Here is a 16359-nt window from a genome sequence, read left to right as displayed (position 1 = left end):
TACTCCTTAGCCACGCGAGGCGGTCGTGCTGGTGCCGGGAATCTCGACGAAACGCTCGATGAGCGCCGCCACCTGGTAGACCAGCAAAGCCGTTACGAGATAGATGATGGTTGCGCTGCCAAACGCGCCGAAGGTCTTGAACGTGAACTCGTTGATTTGCTGCGCTTGTGCCGTCAACTCAAGCAGTCCAATCGTCAACGCTACGGACGTGTTCTTCAGCAGTCCCAGAGCTTCACTGGTCAAGGTTGGCACCGTGATGCGCAGCGCCTGAGGGATGAGCACAAGGCGATACGACTGAAACGTGCTCATGCCAAGTGCGTGGCCGGCCTTGAGCTGCCCGTCCGGCAGTGCTTTGATGCCAGCGCGAATCTGTTCGGCAACACGCGACGCGGTATAGAGGCTTAGTGCAATCACCGCAGGGACGAAGCTCGCCCACGGCGGCGGCACCGATTTTATGTAGTTGCCGAAAGACGCCGGCACGATTTCGGGGAAAACGAAGTACCAGAGGAACGCCTGAACAATGAGCGGGATATTCCGGAAAACCTGAACGTAACACCGCCCAATTGCCTGCAGGATGAGCGATGGAGCCGTACGGAACGAGCCGACCACAACACCGATAGCGAATGCCGCGACACCGGCGGTCACCCACAGCACAATCGTCCACAACAAGCCGGACATGAGCCAGGCGAAGTACGTGTTGCCGTCGGTGGTTTGTTCGAAGAGGAAGCTCATGTTCCGTTCTCCCCAAATTCAGGTGCCTGGCAATCAGGCGGGGAGCTTGTCGCTCGGATGGGCGATGCGCTCTTTCAGGTCAGTGGAGACTGGAAAGTTCAGATTCGTGTTGTTCGGCGGAATCGGCTTCTCGAACCACTTGTTGTAAATCTGGACGAACTGACCCGACGCCATCAGGTTGCTAAGAGTTTTATCAACAATGGCTTTGAACTCAGGGTCATTCTTCGGAACTATCAGGCCATAGACGAGCGTGTTGTACGAGTCCGGAAGGAACTTGTACTGGCCCGGGTTTTGCGCTTCGGCCTTCTTCGCCGCCAGGAGGATGTCGTCTTCCATGAATGCCGCGGCCCGGCCCGATTGAAGCATCAGCATCGACTCGGCATGGTCATGCGCCTGGACGACGTTGAGGCCCAGACCATTCTTTTCGCTTACCTCTTTGGCAAGTTGCACGGCGTTCGAACCTTGCGTCACGACGACGGTTTTCCCTTTCAGGTCCGCCGCGCTCTTGATACCGCTGTCGGCCTTGGTCAGCCACATCGAATGGCTTACGAAGGTGGCGACGGAGAAGCCGACTTGCTGCAGGCGTTGGGCGCTGCTGGAGGTGCCGCCGCACTCGATGGTGACCGTGCCGTTCTGAATGAGCGGAATTCGGTTCGCGCCAGTGACCGGAAGGTATTTGACGTTGAGCTGCGGAAGGTTGAGCGACTTCTTCAGCTCGTCGACGACATGGGCGCAGAGGTCGAGAGAAAAACCTACCGGTTTTTGGTTCTGATCAATGTAAGAAAACGGGACGGATGCCTCACGATAACCGAGCGTGATTTCCTTACTGCTCTTGATTTGGTCCAACGTTGGGCCGGCAAGAGCGGACGCCGATGCTGCGCACGCAACACCCACCAGTACAGCTTGCATGACGTACTTCTTAAACATTTGGTCACCTCACAAGTGTCGAAACGATTCTTCGCCTTTCCGGTGGCCGCTCCAGACGCTGCAAACCCCGTGGGAAGATTAAACGTTTATCAAAAATCAAAGTCAACACAATCCCGATTAGTGGAAACGGGTACAGCCATTTTTCGGAACATCATCGCGTGCCTAGATGTGAAGACATGCTTTCCGCGCAGCAACGGGGCATTTGTTGGGCCTGAACGACGCAGGAACCCGGCGTCAGCAGATTTCGTTCATCAAAATTTTGTGGAATGGCACAAACATTTCGACATAGATCATCGATTTCAAGACATAAATCGATGAATAGGCACCCATCCTCAGCCGATGCACAGGGAAAATACCTACTCCTTCTCGCTTATTTTGGAACTTGGAAGTTCCGTTTTTTGGATGTATTGTTCCGCCGGGAGACAGTGATGTTCAGCTCTCGGCCTCCGTCATCACGGTTGGTGCACGAAACAGACGGGGACCTGGTCCGCGTCACCGCAAGCTCTCGCGTGTAAAACGTCGGGCAAGCGGCGCATCGCCTCAAATGTGAGGCCGTTTCCCTCGTTTGCCCTACATCGCTAGTCGAGTCAGACCATTGTCGACTCGTCACCGTCATTAAGGTCTTTATGAAATCACGAGCCGCAGTCGCATTCGCACCTGGCAAGCCTCTCGAAATCGTCGAGATTGATGTAGAACCGCCCCGCAAAGGTGAGGTGCTCGTCAAAATCACTCACACGGGCGTATGCCATACCGATGCATTCACCCTTTCCGGAGACGACCCTGAAGGATTGTTTCCAGTCGTGCTTGGGCATGAGGGAGCCGGAATCGTCGTCGAAGTCGGCGAAGATGTGACGAGCGTCAAACCGGGCGACCACGTTATTCCTCTGTACACGGCGGAGTGCGAAGAGTGCCTCTTCTGTAAGAGCGGCAAGACGAATTTGTGCGTTTCGGTGCGCGCAACCCAAGGCAAGGGCGTGATGCCGGACGGTACTACGCGCTTTAGTTACAATGGTCAACCCATCCATCACTACATGGGCTGCTCGACCTTTTCTGAGTACACGGTTGTCGCCGAAGTCTCGCTCGCAAAGATTGACCCGAACGCGAATCCGGAGCAGGTTTGCTTGCTGGGTTGCGGTGTGACCACTGGCCTTGGTGCCGTGAAGAACACGGCGAAGGTGCAACCCGGCGACTCCGTCGCTGTCTTCGGGCTTGGAGGCATTGGACTTGCCGTCATCCAAGGCGCGAAGCTCGCGCAAGCTGGTCGTATTATCGCAATTGATACCAATCCATCGAAGTTCGAACTGGCACATGTCTTCGGTGCGACGGACTGCATCAATCCGAAAGACTATGACAAGCCCATCCAGCAGGTCATCGTCGAGATGACCACTTGGGGTGTGGACCACAGCTTCGAATGTATCGGCAACGTGAACGTGATGCGGGCCGCCTTAGAGTGTGCGCACCGCGGCTGGGGACAGTCCGTCGTCATTGGCGTGGCTGGCGCGGGTCAGGAAATCTCAACGCGTCCTTTTCAACTTGTGACAGGACGGCGCTGGCTGGGCACTGCGTTTGGTGGCGTGAAGGGACGTTCGCAGCTGCCCGGCATGGTCGAAGACGCAATGAGCGGCAAAATTCAGCTTGAACCATTTGTGACGCATACCAGGCCGCTGAGCGGAATCAACGAGGCGTTTGACCTGATGCACAACGGCGAATCGATTCGCACGGTAGTTAACTACTGAGCGTACCGCGCATCGGCTGATGCGCGATGCGCGGGCGGATTAACGGCTGTCTCACTGTCAGAGTGCCCGCAGCTGACGCGCTTCTGAAAGTGAGTCACTTTAACCGTGATTAGGCTTTGTCAATCTGAGTAGAATGGTTTGATACTTTCCGCTATGAGGTTGACCCGGTTCGACGGATAGATTTGCAGTTGAGTTTAATGCGGTGTGGCACCTCCCGATAAGGTTGAATCGCGGGTTGTCCACGGCCGGGCGGCGGGTCGCCTGTCACGACCACGACGCTGCCTGGCGGTGGACAACCCGCGCGTCGATAAGCTTTGACCTTGCGCATGCAGGTTTTCGAACTCGAGCGGCGAACAGTAGCCGATGCTGCTGTGCAGGCGGCGTATGTTGTACCAGCTCTCCAGAAACGAGAACAGACGCCGCCGTGCCTGTTCGTGGGTCGCGAAGTGTTCGCGACAGAGCAGTTCGGCTTCGAGTGTGCCGAAGAACGACTCGCACATCGCGTTGTCATAGGCATCGCCGGCCGTGCCCATCGACGGCTGTACGCCTGCTTCGCGGCAGCGCCGTCCAAAGGCAATGGACGTGTATTGACAGCCTTGATCGGAATGTAGAATCACACCGTCATGGCGTCGTTGCTGCAACGCCATGTCCAGCGCGCGTAACATCAGTTCGGTGTCCAGATGGTTGGACATCGCCCAGCCGATGATGCGACGGCTGAACACATCCAGCACGACTGCCAGATAGAGGAATCCTTCACCAGTGGGTACATAGGTCGCATCTGCGACCCACAGCACGTTTGTCGCGTCGGCACTGAAGTGCCGGCGCACCAGATCAGGCGCCCGCCGGGCGCCTGCGCGTGGCCGTGTGGTGCGCGGCCAGCGCCGCCGGCTTGCCCCGCACAGACCCGCCATACGCATGAGGCGCGCCACCCGCTTGCGCCCCACCTGCACGCCTTCGCGCGCGAGCTGCGCATGGATACGCGGTGCCCCATACGTGCCGCGCGAGCTCGCATGTAGCGTGCGGATGCGCGAGAGCAGTTGCGCATCGCTGCGTGTGTGCATCGCGGGCTCACGCACCAGCCACGTGTAATAGCCGCTCGTCGAGACGCCGAGCAGCCGCGCCATCATCGCAATGGGCCAGCGGGCCCGGTTCGCTTTCATGAATCCGTACCGCCCTTCGGTGGAATGGATCCCGTCTCCCTCGCGAACCAGGCTGCCGCGTGAGAGAGGATGTCGCGCTCCATCTTCAGTTGCCGGACTTCACGACGCAACCGAGTGAGCTCCTGCCGTTCGGCTGTGGTCAGACCGTCATGCCGCACACCTGTGTCGCGATCAGCCTGCGCCACCCAGTTGTAGATGGTCTGTGCAGTTGGCTCGAACTCCTTTTCCAGTTCCTCCGGCCTGCGTCCGGCCTTCACCAGCTCGACCATTTGTGCCCGAAATTCCGCCTATAAGGAGCGTCGCAGTTTGGGAAGGTTATTTTTGCGGGTTTAGTTCATATCATGTTTCCTGGGTCGAGACGAACGGGCGTTGAGCGGCGGAAAGACTGCACACCTATAAACGGCCTTTTATGGATGCGATTGGTGCGCGCCCGGGCCCGGATAGTAACCGCGCAGCAGGACTCCATCCGGGTAACGGCGAATACACGATGTGTAGCGCCTGGGGAATTTTCGAGTTCGCCTGCTGCCGGTCTTACCTGTCGCTATCGTTGCCGTTGCATTCCTAGGTGGAAGTTGTTGGAGACGAAACTGTTGATCGACCCTCACGCATCAGCACTTGGTCGTTGTCGGACAGGTGCATGAGCCGGATCAAATTTCTCACCCTTCGCGAGGATTGCCCATAGGATGCGCGCATGTTTGTTGGCTACCGCGACCAGTGTCTTGTAGTAACCCACGCGAGCCTGCAGCTGGACGATCCAGCGCGAGAGCCGATCATTGCGTCGGTGTGCGCCAAGGACCGCCACACGTGCGCTCTGAAAGAGTAGCGTGCGCAGATAGCCATTGCCTTGCTTGGTGATGCGCCCGAGCCGACATTTGCCGCCGCTGCTCTTTTGCTTGGGTACTGTGCCAAGCCAGGCTGCCATCTGGCGACCGTTCTTGAACTGATGTACATCAGCAATCGTGGCCACCGTGGCCGACGCGGTAAGTGGGCCAACGCCGCACATATCCATGCAGCGCGCGGCGTGCTCGTCCTCGCGTGCGTGTGCTGCAATGAGGCGGTCAAACCCATTTCGTTATACACAAGTAAGCGTGTCACCTCCGGGCGACACGCGGTGAAGTAGTGCGGACAAAGAGCTGTAAACGATGCGGATTTCGCGTTTACTCTCGTATTTTCGGCATGATGATGCGAGACGACGCGGAGGCATGGGTGGATGAGGAATTCGAAACGCTGGACCTGGGCGATCCACGACGAGACCGGCGGGCGAAGGAGCTGGTCAAACGGTTTGCTTCGCGGCCCACGGCCAGCATCCCAGGCGCCTGCGACGGCTGGGCCGAAACCATGGCGGCGTATCGCTTTCTGGGCAACGAGCGCATCGACTGGCGCGACATGATGCAGCCGCATTGGGATCGCACCACGACGCGCATGGGCCAGTTGCCGGTGGTGCTGTGCATTGCCGATACGACAGAGCTGAACTTTAACGGTCAGGACATCGAGGGGGCTGGCCCGCTCAGTTACGAAGCACAGGTGGGCATGTATCTTCACGCGACCTATGCGGTGACACCGGATCGCGAGCCGCTGGGAATGGTCAATTCCTGGATGTGAGCGCGCGAGCCACGCGACGCAAATGGCAGTCGTGGCGGTGTCAGGGAAAGTGCACGGTGGATTGAAAGTTACGAGATCGTGGCCGAACAGGCGCGGGCCCTGGCTGACACGCGACTGGTGTATGTGGCCGATCGTGAAGGCGACATCGCCGCGCTCATGCAGCGGGCGCAGGAACTGGGTGAACCGGCGGACTGGCTGATCCGGTCGCAGCACAATCGTGCCTTGAAGGACGAAGAAAAGCTGTGGGAAAAGGTGCAAGCGAGTAACGTACTTGGCCATATCAGCTTCGTGCTGCCCGGGCGCAGCGGGCGCAAGGCGCGTGAAGTGAAGCAGGAACTGCGTAGCCAGCGCATCACGCTGCCCGGGCGCGCCGGTGTCACGCTCACCTGCGTCGAGGCGTATGAGGTGCAGGCGCCAGCGGGCGTGAAACCCGTCATCTGGCGTCTTGTGACCAACCGCCAGGCGGGCGATGCGGATGCACTCATCGAGCTCGTCGACTGGTACCGCGCGCGCTGGGAAATAGAAATGTTCTTCAATGTACTGAAGAACGCCTGCCGGGTTGAGGCGCTGCAGCTCTCGCAGATGGAGCGGGTGGAGAAGGCGCTCGTGCTGTACATGGTCGTCTCGTGGCGTATTGCACGGCTCATGCGCCTGGGCAGGACGTGTCCGGAGCTGGACGCGTCGCTGTTCTTCGCTGCTGACGAGATACATGGCGCTCATGTGCTCTCGAAGAAACCGCGTCCCCCAAAGCTACCGACGCTGAACCAGATGACACGGATGATTGCGTCACTGGGCGGCTTTCTGGGCCGCAAAGGCGATGGCGAACCCGGCGCGAAGACACTGTGGATCGGCATGCAGCGGGTCATGGATGCTGTGATCACCATCCAGATCTTGCGCGACGGCTACGACACTTCTGTATAACGAGATGGGTCAAACCAGGCTATCTCGAGATCGAGGGCATGCCAGTGCTGCCAGGCGCGCATTAATGCTTCTCGGGCAATACCGGGAAGCTCATTGCTGGCGTCTTCAACATGCTGAAGAAAGAGAGAATGCAGCCGGTGGATGCCCTGCGGGATGAACACGCCGAATTCTGAGAGCAGGCCGCGGATGCGATTTACAAGGGCAGTTCGCTCCTCGACGTAGCCGCTGCGCAGGCGGTGCAGCACGAGCACGCCCTGCTGCGCGGGTGACCTGGGCGGCACAAACCGCATGTGGGGACGACTGGCCGCCTCGCATATCGCCTCGGCATCGAGGGCGTCATTTTTCATGCGAGCGCCGCCCTTGCGGTAAGGCGCCACGAATTGTGGAGGAATCAGGCGTACCTCATGCCCGAGTTCACGCAGCCGCCGCGCCCAGTAATGGGCGCCACTACATGCTTCCATGGCGACGAGGCACGGCGGGACGTTGACGAACCAGTTGAGGAAGTTTGCGCGCGTGACGGCCTTGCGGACCACAACGCGGCCCATATGATCGACAGCATGGATTTGCATCACGTTTTTGGAAAGATCTACACCGATGCGGGCAATGGCGTTCATGACTTTCTCCGTACGACGATGGTGGCATGTCAGCCCATGATGGCACGGGATCATGCCATCAGCGGCAGGCGACGCTCCTTACCAATTCGGGTACGGGGTACGATGCTTGCCCATAATCGGCACCTCCTTCTCCAAAGGATAGATGTCCGTTTTTCTGGGTCAACTTCACTAAACCGTAGGTTCTCCCATCAATTTGCGAAGGCGGTTTGCACGCCTGCCCAGTCGTACCATGCGAGCAAACGGGCCTGAGTTGGTCTCGGTGGCAGGGCGCCTTCATCCGGTGGCGGGGCAAGGCGAAGTGTTGGCGAATAGGTCCGAAGCGGGAAAGAAACGTTTGCGTTCGCCGCGGGTCGCGAAAACCCTGCATCTGGTGCTCACGTCGGCGGGTCGGTTGATGGCTATTCTCAGCGCGGTTATTCACCCGCGCGCAGGCCTTCACAAACACATGCTTGACACCCGCCAGTTCGGGCACTAGCGCCTTGGCCGTCGGGTAGCTGCGCAACTGGTCGGTGACGATCTTCGTGGGTACCGGATCAGCATCTTCGAGATCATGGCGCTCGTCCGTGCGCTCAAAACGCTGATCGCCGGGGCGCGGGCCCTGCGCGCAACCGATGTCCTTCTGCAAAACAAGGCGAAGTCCGTCGACGATGCCATAGTCTTTGCCGATCGCGCCCGGATTCAGACGCCAAAGACGCAGTTCGACGCGCTTGCGGCGGACATCGACGCCTATCTCGCGCCTCTCAAGGCGCTCCTCGCCAACCTGCCGGCCACTCGGGCCGCGATCCTCGCGGGGATCGATGAGCTTCTTGATGGCGCTGTGGCGCTACTTGAGCGGGCGGCCCGCTTCAACATCCCGCTTTCGGGCTGGGGGTTTGCCTCTGCCTGGCGACAGCGGGCCGTCGCCGATATCATGGCGCAAGTGGCCGAACTCCTCACCCGGTGGAATGCCAAGCTTCTCGACTTCGATGCGAAAATCACGTCTTACGACGCGCTCCCCGCCGCCACGAGCGACGACGATCGGTTCAAAGCGCTACTCGCCGCCGAAGCCGACATCGACACGCAAGTGGAGCCGCTGCCGCCGCTGCCGGCAACGCTGCGAGGAGACCTCGACGCGAAGCGTGCGTCCTTCGTCGCACGCCGCGATCAGTTCGCTGCGATTCGCATGATGCCGGGCTCCACGTTTGGCGTGTTCCTCAACGCCGTCGCGGCGCTGCTGCCGGTAACGCAATGGGATCTCCAGCCCTTTGATCTCGAGCCCTACACGGACCGTGCGGTAGCGCTCGCCAATGACCTTGCAACCAACCTGACCACGCATCGGGCGGCGATCGCCGCGCGAAGCCAAGCCGTCCAGACTCAGTTGGACGCGCATGATGCAGCTGCGGCGGCGACCGCCAAGGTCGAAGCGCTGCAGGCCGCCGCCAAAGCTTTGCTCGGCGACGATTTCGCGCTTATCCCCGAATTCGGCCTTGCCGCGGTGCAAGCCGACGAATGGGACAATGCTGTCACCGCGTCGACTGGAGGCGCGCTGCTCGATTGGCTTAAGACGACGGCAAAGATCGAATTCCCAGTCGAGGAGTGGTTCTGCGGCGCGGCGCGGGTGCGTCCGATGATACGGGCCTGGGAGACCATCGTGACCCTGGCCAGCGCCCTTGGCCGGACAGAGCCGCCACTCCTGCCCATTCAGTTACCCTTCGAGGCCACCGCGCCGTGGCTGGCCTTGCAGTTCCGGCCCGACTACACAATTGCAAGCGACCGCCTCCTCTATACGGCGCATTACGCGACGCCCTTCGACAGGTCGGCACACCAATGCGGCCTGCTCTTCGACGAGTGGAGCGAGGTCATTCCGGACACGGACCGGGACACGGGCGTTACCTTCAACTTTACCCGTCCGGACAACGAACCGCCGCAGACCATCCTCGTTGTCACCCCAGCCTCGGCGTCGGGACAGTGGCAGTGGGACGACCTCGTGGGCGCCCTGCATGAAACATTGGATCTTGCCAAGAAGCGTGCAGTAGAGCCGACGCAGCTTGACATGACGCCCTATGCGCCGCTGCTGCCAGCCACCACGATGGCGGTGACGCTCTACGCCATTTCGATCGGCACGAGCCTCGGCGTCGCGAATGACGCGTTGCGGAATTTGGGAGCTACCTACAATGCCTAGTTCTCTGTCGGTGGGTCCGCTCGTCGCGGCGCTGCAGCAGCGGCTCTTCCCAACCATCACACATTGGAACCGACTTGAAGCGCGGCCGCGCACGCCGAGCTTCGAGCGCGCTTTGCGCGCAGAGATCCGGGATCCTCTCTGGATGCTGACCAAGCAATGGCAGATGGGCGAATTTCGCGGCTCCGACGCGGGTTCGCCGACCTTTGCCAAGCTGCAGATCGCCCTGACGCGGCTCACCAAGTACCGTCCTGACGCTGGATCGACGCAGCTTTTTGAAGAGGATGTGCCGCTCGAGGCCAAGGTCGAACGGAGGCCGATTCCCCTAACTGTCGCCGGCAGGCCTGTGGCGTTCGACCTACGCCTCGCCTTGGGTCGTGAATGGTTGAGACTGATTGCTGGCATCGGCCCGTTCCGGGACGCCTTCGTCAACGCCTACCCGATCGCCGCACCCGATCCGACGAAGCAGGAAGATGCCGACCGCTGCGCCCATCAGGAAGTGTGGCAGTTCCTTGCCGCCGTCGCCGGGCGAGCAATGGATGGCGGTGCGCTCCTGCAACTTCTTGCGGCCAATCCCGCCAACCATGCCTATGACGGCATTGCGGGCATCGCTGCAGCCGACCATGCGGCAATCGACAATGCCGGAGTGCGCTTCATCGCCTGGTTCGGGCGACTTCTGATGCAGCCGCCGCCTTCGGGCGACAATGCTTGGGCACCGACGCGGCTCGAATACCAGTTCGCGGCATCCGCCCCCGAGCCAGACGGCACCGAGAAAGTCTATGTGGCTGATGAGTTCTATCAGGACCGGCTGGACTGGTACAGCTTCGACGTCGATGCCTCCATCGCGGCGCTCGATCCGGTCCCGAATTCCAACGTCACTGGGTTTCCGCCGCAGATAACGCGGGCGATGATCCCCATCCCTGTGTCCTTCGCCGGGATGCCGAACACCCGCTGGTGGACGTTCGAGGACAACCGCACCAACTTCGGGGACATTGACGCCGCCACCACCGACCTTGCGAAACTCCTGTTCATGGAATTTGCCCTGGTCTACTCGAACGACTGGCTCGTTATCCCGTTCACGCTGCCTTCGGGCGCGGTGGCCACGGTCGATGGCCTCGTCGTAACCAACGTGTTCAACGAGCGCTTCTGGATCGTGGCGGCCGGAAGCGGCGCCGATACTGATTGGCAGCGCTGGAGCATGTTCACAATCGACACCCGAAACAAGCCGGGCGCGGTCGCGGACACCAGCCTCCTGCTGCCCCCGACGCTTGCCAAAATCCAGCGCAGCGCCCCAGTCGAAGACGTCATGATGGTGCGCGACGAAGTTGCCAACATGGTCTGGGGCATTGAGACGGCGATTCCGCTTGCGACCGGCGAGCCCAAGCGCGGCATCGAGGCCGCCCGGCAGACGCGCGCGTTCCTCGAAGCGCAGCTGGCGGCGCGGCTCGGCGGACCGCCGCCGCCGCCCCCGGCAAAGGCGCCGATCCGTTACACGGTGATGAGCACGGTTCCAGAGAACTGGATCCCCTTCATTCCGGTCCACGTTCCCGGGAGCAATCGCGAGATCCAAGTCCAACGCGCGGCGCTGCCTCGAATCCTGGAAGGCGATCCCGATCCACCGGTCAAGGTGCAGCCGCGCGCCGTGCTCATGCGCGATGGCTTGGACGCCGTCCCCGCGCAGCCCTATTTCGTGCATGAGGAAGAAGTATCGCGGGCCGGTGCGCGCCTGTTCCAGGCGTTCGAGCGGACGCGGTGGACCGACGGCAGCGTTTACACGTGGCTACGCGTTGTGCGTCAAACCGGGCGAGGCGAGGGCAGCAGCGGGCTGGCATTCGATGCGCTCCTAAACGTGCCGGTAAAGTGACGCCGCCCGCCGTTGGCCGACGGCCATGAATCTCCATTGGCGCACTCGGCAGAGCGCCGTCCAACGAACGTACTGCCTGCAATGCTGGGGCCGAAGAAGGCTCTCGATCGAGGCGATGGTCGTAGTCTGCCCCTGCTTGAACCCGACAGCTGCCCTGCTCGACCGCCTGCACCGCGACTTTGACCTGCTCGAGACCGTGCGGCTTTGCTCACCTGACGCCGCGAAGAGTTCGCCATTGATGTCGGCCACTCGCATCGCCGGGTCGCTTGCTACACGAGCAGCAGGCTAAGCTCGAGGGAATCGCATTCGATGTACGGTTGAACCGCGGATCCGAGCACCCGCTCGACCATCCGGCGCAGCGTATACGCGCGCGGCGGAGTTCACCTGCGCAAGCGTTGGCGCGTCGGCCGCCAGATGCTTGCGCTGTCAGATCAAGACGTTCGTTGTAGAGGTCAAGCACGTCGGCGAACGCTGCGTCGACTTCTTGATCGGCGCCCGGCATCGAACTGGACCGACATGCGCACATCAGAAGCAGCGCGAACAGAATTGAAGCGATCGGTGCGGATCTCATGGTGCCCTTGCTGCAGGTGCGTGCGTGACGGTGACGACGCGCATCGACAGCATAGGGGCCCGCGCGCTCGAGGCTTGATCGTCGTCAACGGAGCATGATTCGGCCGCCGTGCGGATCTCCGCGAGGTTCACGCGCAGGCAATGCCACAAGCTTTGATCAGGATCAGTTTTGATGCGGGGCACACCGCTATCGTGAGTGCATTGCTGACCTGAGCGTGGAGAGCGCGAGGTGCCGATAGCCGCGAGCAAAGCCTGTCAGAACACCGCACCGCCCACGGCTACGGTCGCCGCAAGCGGGCGCGTGAGCGCCGTGCGCGGCGCGGTCGTCGATGTCCAGTTCGACACGCACGAACTGCCGCCAGTCGATACCGCGCTGTGGATCACGCGGCCGGACGGGACCTCGAAGGTAGATAGGCGTCGATCAGGTGGGGCCCCTCTTGCACCTGAGACCAAAAAGACCCCTCGGGGGGCGGTATGCCGTTGGGCTCGCCGAAGCATGAGCCTGCGCTTGGGAGCGACGTGCACGGATAGTCGCCCGCGAGGCAATCATCAGAACCGTCTTCGCACTTGAAAAGCATTGGGTTGGATATACAATACGGTTAATGTATATCTATTGGAGATAATGATGCAAGTCGCTAAATGGGGCAACAGCCTTGCCGTCCGGCTGCCCGCGAGCGTCGTCGATGCACTGGGTTTGAAGGAGGGCGACGACATTGAGATCTATGCCGAACAATCCGGCGCGTTCTCGGTCAGCAAAAGGCCGACAGTCGCTGAGCGGATCGAGCGCCTGCGCAAGTACCGCGGACGACTGCCTGCCGACTTCAAGTTCGATCGGGAATCGCTCAGCGAAAGGGGAAACGCTGAATGACGGTTGAGGCACCGGCGCGATTTGCCGTCGATAGCAATGTGATTGCCTATCTGTTCTCCAGCGACGCCGCGAAGGCTGACCGGGCCGAGGCGCTGGTGGTGCAGGGGGCTCCGATGCCCGTCATCAGCACGCAGGTAATGAACGAGGTTACGCTCGTCATGAGGCGGAAAATGGGGCTCTCGTGGCCGGAGATCAACGTTCTCCTGGGCGATGTGGAGGAGTTTTGCGAGATCGTGCCACTGACGCTTGAAGTCCACAAGAAAGCACGCCGTATCGCCGAACACTACGGAATCAGGTTCTACGATTCGTGCATCATCGCCTTCGCTTTGCTTGAAGATTGCGAAGTACTCTACAGCGAAGATATGCAACACGGTCAGGTCATCTTCGACCGGCTGACGGTGGTCAATCCGTTCCGATCACCCAGTTGACCGCCGTCTAATTCGTCATCGGGCGTCGCACGGTTTGTAGCGGCGACGCTTTCTCCATCCGGCGCGGCGGACTGCTGCGCCAGAAAACGGTCGACCGTCGATATCCGCCGCTGTTCAGCTCGCAGAATTCCTTGCGCGAGCCCGTGAAGCGATTCGGCTCGTTTGTATCGACGCATGAACGTGGCGGCCACGACCGCAGAATGAGACCGCCTGCCCTCCCTCGAGCATTGATTTGACATAATACAAATTATCACTCTGACGTATCTAGTTACATCATGCGCGCGACAGCCTCGCTACACCTACTGAACCATGCGATGCCGCGACCTGTCAGTAATGCTGGTGCTTGCCTTTGGCGGCCCATGCCTGCATACTAGCTAACATTGATTAGCTAATACGTAGGTGGGGCCATGCTCACGATCAACATGCACGACGCCAAGTCGAAACTATCAAGCTTGGTCGAGCGGCTGGAGGTCGGCCAGGAAAACGAGGTCATCATCGCTCGCAACGGCACGCCCGTCGCGCGGCTGCTGCCGTTCGCGGCGCCGCGGCGCATCGGCGCCGCGCGGCACCTGCTGGCCGGCCTGGCCGTGCCCGCCACCGTCGAGGCGTTCAACGCCGCTGATGACGCGATCGCCGCCGACTTCGAGGCAAGCGCGCAGCAGGGACTCACTCCGTGAAAGTGCTGCTCGATACGCATATCGCGCTGTGGGCCGCCGAAGGTGCGCCACAGCTGTCACCGCAGGCCGCCAGCCTGATCGAGGATCCGGCCAATACGTTGCTGGTCAGCGCAGCCGCGATCTGGGAGATTGCCATCAAGCATGCGAAAGGCAACCTGCGCGTGCATCCGCGCGATGCCCGCTCGGCGTTCCGCCTGTCCGGTTTCGTCGAACTGCCGATCACGGGTGAACATACGGAGGCAGTCTCGATGCTTCCTTTCCATGCGGATCACGCGGATCCGTTCGACCGCCTCATGATCGCCCAGGCGCTGCACGAGGGGATGCCCCTGCTGAGCGCCGACCCGAAGGTGTGGCGCTATCACCCCACCCTGATGCTGCAAGCCTGACTTCGCCTGTTTGCTTGACACCGGCTCGCTCTAACGGATGTCGCCGCGCACTCGGGCGACGCTGCATCGGCTTCAGCCGTCGGCGCGCGAAGTCACTGACTTCGGGAAGATGCGTAGGGCACCGGTTGTGCAATCTCATGTTCCTTCAGGTACGCCCGGATGGCTTCGACCGGATACGGTTCAAGCGGTAGAGGTAGAGGTGTACCAGGTGTCGCGAGCCGCTTCCACCGTCTGCAGGTCCGCTGCGCCGGTCATTCGAAGATTGGAGGCGCCTTTGGGAACTGAATTGCCAAGCGTCGGCCTCCAGTCGACCGTCCCGACGTTTGACCCGAAATCGTCAATTTGAGAACGGAGTAGATTTGGACATCTTCTACTACTGGAAAGACTTCGTATCGGATGTAAACGAAGGGCGGATAGGTACACTTGGCGCCGATACTCACAAGCTGGCTGAACTTCAGGAGCGGCTGCCGCGCAAGGTGTGGACGTTCATAACGCCTAAGGGGATGAAGGGGAAGCTTAAGCTTATCGGTTCCATGTGGATTATCGACGAGAGGCCCGCGAACTTTGTACCCAAGTGGCCGCACAACCTTTTCTATGACGCTGCTTCACCCAAGTCAGTTCTCTTCACGAACTCAGGGAGTCCCAAAAAGATTGAGGAAGTCAGTTCCTACTTGAACAACCGGTTCAATCAAGCCTTCAGATCCAACTTTCAAGGCGAAAAAGGTCTTCACGCGATGGAAGCCGACGTCGTCCGCGGTTTCGAAAAACTCGTGCGTGACTACGAGACCGTCCAATTTATGGATGGGATAAAACAGCCACCGTTGCGATGAAGTCAATATTATCGTCCGGACTGCGACATAACGGGCAACTTCAGCGACAACGTTTCCGCGTCGCCATCGACTTCACGCGACACCGTCGTCGCCTTGCCGTCAGCCACCACAACCTTCGACGCGAAGGTCGCCTGCGGCAGATTCGCCAGCGCAGCCGGCATCTGGCCCGTCTGGTTCGAATCGTCGTCGATGGCCTGCTTGCCGAGGTTCACCAGTTGCGGTTGCTCCTCGTCGACCAGCGCCTTCAGCAGCTTCGCGACTGCAGGCCTTCATTCGATTCGATCAGAATCGCGCGGTATGCGCCGATCGCCAGCGCCGTGCGCAGCGTTTCCTGACATTGGGCGACCGCCCGCCGACACGGCGGCCACTTCCGTCGCCACGCCGGCTTCCTTCAGATGTACCGCATCTTCAACGGCGATTTCGTCGAACGGGTTCATCGACACCTTCACACTCGCAATGTCGACACCCGTGTTGTCCGACTTCACGCGGACCTTCACGTTGTAGTCAACCACCCGTTGACTGCCCCAGGTATTTTCAACGCGCTCTTCCGATGACGGGCACCGCGCTGCAGCCATCGATCTTCATCGCGGAACCACTTATGTAGAAAAATCGCACCGCTAGGGTCTTCGTGCAGTCTCTATCTGATCCGCAGGTTGCAATCGACAAAAGGTCAGCTAGAATCAGGTGCATTCTTCACCAAGGGATTGCTCACCGTGCAAATGGAAAGCTGGGTTGGGACGATCGAGCGTGAATGGCATCAGTTGCGCCGCGCCGACCCTACACTGGATGTCGAAAAGTTCTCCCGTAACGTCATTGCGGCAAACAAGACTGGATTCCTGTCACCGGAGTCGCTCGCTGCCATCGCAAATGCGCTGCTCACCAGCAC

The 16359-nt window shown here is 60.3% G+C and carries 12 protein-coding genes and 5 pseudogenes; 10 read left to right on the top strand and 7 right to left on the bottom strand.

The features are described 5' to 3' along the window. Positions 1–6: 6 nt before the first annotated feature. Together OKW30_RS38040 and OKW30_RS38035 are read right to left on the bottom strand one after the other, a co-directional pair. Positions 7–732, bottom strand: coding sequence for an amino acid ABC transporter permease (locus OKW30_RS38040; RefSeq protein WP_429349251.1), 726 nt, complete (start codon positions 730–732; stop codon positions 7–9). A 33-nt stretch (positions 733–765) separates the two neighbouring features. After that, complete coding sequence (locus tag OKW30_RS38035) at positions 766–1641, bottom strand: amino acid ABC transporter substrate-binding protein (RefSeq protein ID WP_429349250.1); 876 nt, start codon at positions 1639–1641, stop codon at positions 766–768. Between the two features lie 644 nt (positions 1642–2285). On the opposite strand from OKW30_RS38035, the gene OKW30_RS38030 reads away from it, so the two are divergent. After that, the gene (locus OKW30_RS38030; RefSeq protein WP_429349249.1) at positions 2286–3395 is read left to right on the top strand and encodes an S-(hydroxymethyl)glutathione dehydrogenase/class III alcohol dehydrogenase; all 1110 of its coding nucleotides are present in this window, start codon (positions 2286–2288) and stop codon (positions 3393–3395) included. A gap of 326 nt (positions 3396–3721) precedes the next feature. Here the strand turns inward: OKW30_RS38030 and OKW30_RS38025 are convergent. Both OKW30_RS38025 and OKW30_RS38020 read right to left on the bottom strand, forming a co-directional pair. Further along, a pseudogene (locus OKW30_RS38025) lies at positions 3722–4824 on the bottom strand (IS3 family transposase); the annotation flags it as partial. Between the two features lie 332 nt (positions 4825–5156). Next, complete coding sequence (locus OKW30_RS38020) at positions 5157–5558, bottom strand: transposase (RefSeq protein WP_429349609.1); 402 nt, start codon at positions 5556–5558, stop codon at positions 5157–5159. Between the two features lie 179 nt (positions 5559–5737). Between OKW30_RS38020 and OKW30_RS38015 the strand changes: the two are divergent. Then, positions 5738–7078 (top strand): annotated as a pseudogene (locus OKW30_RS38015) (IS4 family transposase). On the opposite strand, the gene OKW30_RS38010 reads toward OKW30_RS38015, so the two are convergent. Together OKW30_RS38010 and OKW30_RS38005 are read right to left on the bottom strand one after the other, a co-directional pair. Continuing rightward, positions 7060–7692: an IS110 family transposase gene (locus OKW30_RS38010; RefSeq protein WP_429349248.1), complete on the bottom strand. Its 633-nt coding sequence runs from the start codon at positions 7690–7692 to the stop codon at positions 7060–7062. The pseudogene OKW30_RS38015 and the gene OKW30_RS38010 sit on opposite strands and share 19 nt — an antisense overlap. Before the next feature lie 188 nt (positions 7693–7880). Continuing rightward, positions 7881–8230, bottom strand: a pseudogene (locus tag OKW30_RS38005) (DDE-type integrase/transposase/recombinase); the annotation flags it as partial. 12 nt (positions 8231–8242) lie between these two features. Here OKW30_RS38005 and OKW30_RS38000 point away from each other — a divergent pair. From OKW30_RS38000 to OKW30_RS37970, 7 genes are all read left to right on the top strand, one after another. Beyond that, positions 8243–9853 (top strand): hypothetical protein, encoded by a 1611-nt coding sequence (locus OKW30_RS38000; protein ID WP_429349247.1) that lies wholly within the window; start codon positions 8243–8245, stop codon positions 9851–9853. Then, positions 9846–11714: a hypothetical protein gene (locus tag OKW30_RS37995; RefSeq protein ID WP_429349246.1), complete on the top strand. Its 1869-nt coding sequence runs from the start codon at positions 9846–9848 to the stop codon at positions 11712–11714. The genes OKW30_RS38000 and OKW30_RS37995 overlap by 8 nt, the downstream gene beginning before the upstream one ends. Positions 11715–12909: 1195 nt before the next feature. Beyond that, positions 12910–13152 carry an AbrB/MazE/SpoVT family DNA-binding domain-containing protein gene (locus OKW30_RS37990; RefSeq protein ID WP_027803752.1) on the top strand — a complete coding sequence of 81 codons (243 nt, stop codon included), beginning with the start codon at positions 12910–12912 and terminating at the stop codon, positions 13150–13152. Further along, positions 13149–13580, top strand: coding sequence for a PIN domain-containing protein (locus OKW30_RS37985; RefSeq protein WP_429349245.1), 432 nt, complete (start codon positions 13149–13151; stop codon positions 13578–13580). The genes OKW30_RS37990 and OKW30_RS37985 overlap by 4 nt, the downstream gene beginning before the upstream one ends. A gap of 407 nt (positions 13581–13987) precedes the next feature. Beyond that, a complete protein-coding gene (locus tag OKW30_RS37980) occupies positions 13988–14257 on the top strand; it encodes a type II toxin-antitoxin system Phd/YefM family antitoxin (RefSeq protein WP_090812518.1) in 270 nt (89 codons plus the stop codon). Then, on the top strand, positions 14254–14643 hold the full coding sequence (locus tag OKW30_RS37975; protein WP_132460036.1) for a type II toxin-antitoxin system VapC family toxin: 390 nt from the start codon (positions 14254–14256) through the stop codon (positions 14641–14643). Before OKW30_RS37980 ends, OKW30_RS37975 begins: the two co-directional genes overlap by 4 nt. Before the next feature lie 359 nt (positions 14644–15002). Then, positions 15003–15473, top strand: a complete 471-nt coding sequence (locus OKW30_RS37970; RefSeq protein ID WP_429349244.1) for a hypothetical protein — start codon at positions 15003–15005, stop codon at positions 15471–15473. A 26-nt stretch (positions 15474–15499) separates the two neighbouring features. Here the strand turns inward: OKW30_RS37970 and OKW30_RS37965 are convergent. Next, positions 15500–16048, bottom strand: a pseudogene (locus tag OKW30_RS37965) (electron transfer flavoprotein subunit beta/FixA family protein); the annotation flags it as partial. A gap of 78 nt (positions 16049–16126) precedes the next feature. Between OKW30_RS37965 and OKW30_RS37960 the strand changes: the two are divergent. Then, positions 16127–16359 (top strand): annotated as a pseudogene (locus tag OKW30_RS37960) (sel1 repeat family protein); the annotation flags it as partial.

The organism is Paraburkholderia sp. Clong3, assembly GCF_050436485.1.
Classification (GTDB): domain Bacteria; phylum Pseudomonadota; class Gammaproteobacteria; order Burkholderiales; family Burkholderiaceae; genus Paraburkholderia; species Paraburkholderia tuberum.
This window is presented reverse-complemented; position numbering and strand designations above follow the sequence as displayed.